This is a genomic window from Pseudomonas sp. AGC41 (assembly GCF_057334555.1).
The window spans coordinates 25949-28052 of the sequence record NZ_JBHFJB010000004.1 but is presented as its reverse complement, the minus strand read 5'-3'; the positions used below and the strand labels follow the sequence as shown (position 1 = coordinate 28052).

Sequence of the window (2104 nt, the reverse complement as noted above, 5' to 3'; positions counted from 1 at the left end):
CGATGGCTGCATATGAGACACCCCTGAAATCAGGGCAATTCGATCCGCTCGCTTTCCCCCGGCACAGTCGGCCAGTCCCCGGCCGCCCAGCGCTGGCGGGCCTCGTCTATACGGGCCGGGTCGCTGGCGACGAAATTCCAGTTCATCCGCCGTGGCCCGTCCAGCGGTGCGCCGCCGAACAGCACGGCATGGCAGTCACTGCTGGCGAACAGGGCCATCTCTTCTCCGGCCGGCAGGATGACCAGCGAATGAGGCTCCAGCGACTCACCGTCCAGCTGCGCCTCGCCGCTCAACACATACAGCGCACGCTCTTCATGTTCGGTGGGAATCAACAATGTCGTCGCGGTTTGCAGGTTCAGTTCGGCATACAACGTAGGCGAGAGCACCGGTACTGGCGACTCCAGGCAAAAGCCTGACCCGGCAATCATGCGGATGCTGACGCCCAGGTTCTCGCTGACCGGAAGGGTCGGTGCCGGATGATGGCTGTAGTGTCCGGGGCCCTGCTCATGCGACTGGGGCGAGGCCAGCCAGACTTGCAGGCCATGCATGACAAAAGCGCTGCCCAGCAACGCTTGCGGGGTACGCTCGACATGGGCGATCGCGCTGCCCGCCGTCATCCAGCTGACATCCCCGGCATCCACTACCTGGTCGGAACCCAGGCTGTCCTTGTGCTGGAGTTTGCCTTCGAACAGGTAGGTGAGGGTGGATAAGCCGATATGCGGGTGCTGGCGGATGTTCATGCCATTGCCCGCCGGGTAGGTGGTCTGCAACATATGGTCGAAAAACACGAAAGGCCCGACGCTGCGGCATTTGGCGGACGGCAGCGGGCGAAGAATCGGCTGGCCTTCCACGTCTTCTGCGCGGGGACGAACGATCAGGGGAGCGGTCATGGTGTCTTCCAGGTTGAACGACGAATGCGCAAAGCATAACCCGAGGCTACAGCGGACGGCAGCGCTGGCTGAACCCAGGCGGGACGGATGGGTCTATGCTGCTTATGGCTTTTCGGAGACTGCCTGTGCCCTTGACCCGTTTGATCTTCATTTGGCTGCTGGCTGTTTCGAGCGCCGGCGCTGTGGCTCGCGAATACACCTACAGCGATGCGCACCTGCACTACGTCGATTTCTTCCAGGAAACCGCCGGCATGCCCAAGTTGCTCAAGGCCATGGCGGACAATCGCATCGAGCATGTGATGATCTCCGGCGTGCCGGTGGCCAAGAAATGGCATGAAGACGAACCCAAGCGCCCGCGCTATTACGCCGGTGACGATGCCGACGCCTATTGGTACAGCGCCACCGATGTGATTGTGGCCGCTGCGGTAAACAAACTGCCCGCCGAACAGCGCCAGTACTTCCATCCGTTCCTGTCCGGCTTCAATCCCAATGACAAGAACTCCGACGCCCATATCCAGCGCATGCTCGACCTGTATCCGGGGCTGTGGCAAGGCATCGGCGAAGTGTTCACTCGCCATGATGACCTGACGGCGCTGACCTCCGGCGACACACCGCGCGCCAACAACGAAGCGATGACGCGGATCTATCACCTCGCGGCTGAAAATGACCTGCCGGTGATGCTGCATTCCAACATCACCTCCAAGCGTGAGAAAAATCCGCTGTACCTGGCGGAGGTCGAAGAGCCGTTGCGTAATCATCCCCATACGCGATTCATCTGGGCTCATGCCGGCACCAGCATGGAAATCCATCGGCACCAGACTCGGCTGGATTTCCTGTTGCCCACCGTGACGCGGATGCTCGAGTCTTACCCTAATCTGTTCATCGACCTGTCCTGGAGCATGCTCACGCCGTATCTGCTCGACGAGGCGGGTAAGCCCCGCGAAGAATGGGTAAAACTGGTGGAGCGCTTCCCGGAGCGCTTCATGGTCGGGTCTGATGTGGTCGGGCGCTTCAACAAGCTGGGCAAGGAGCTGCACAGCTTCGACCCGTTCCTTGATGCCTTGCCGGAGGATGTCGCGAGGAAAGTCGCGCGGGATAACTTTCTGGCGGTGTTGCCCCGTACCGCCTCACGCTGAGATCGCTTTTTGTGGCGAGGGAGCTTGCTCCCGCTCGACTGCGCAGCAGGCGCCAGATTTGGGGCTACTGCGTAGCCC

Annotated in this window: 2 protein-coding genes; one reads left to right on the top strand and one right to left on the bottom strand. The window is 61.3% G+C overall.

All coding sequences use genetic code 11. The annotated features are described in order from the left end of the window. Positions 1-29: 29 nt before the first annotated feature. Positions 30-890 carry a pirin family protein gene (locus ACE04F_RS00540; RefSeq protein WP_486104021.1) on the bottom strand — a complete coding sequence of 287 codons (861 nt, stop codon included), beginning with the start codon at positions 888-890 and terminating at the stop codon, positions 30-32. 119 nt (positions 891-1009) lie between these two features. Here ACE04F_RS00540 and ACE04F_RS00535 point away from each other — a divergent pair, with 119 nt between their 5' ends. Continuing rightward, positions 1010-2026: an amidohydrolase family protein gene (locus ACE04F_RS00535; RefSeq protein WP_486104113.1), complete on the top strand. Its 1017-nt coding sequence runs from the start codon at positions 1010-1012 to the stop codon at positions 2024-2026. Positions 2027-2104 lie beyond the last annotated feature (78 nt).

Excerpts from the sequence above, each read along its gene's own strand:
- ACE04F_RS00540 (WP_486104021.1), bottom strand. The coding sequence starts at position 890 with ATGACCGCTCCCCTGATCGTTCGTCCCCGCGCAGAAGACGTGGAAGGC.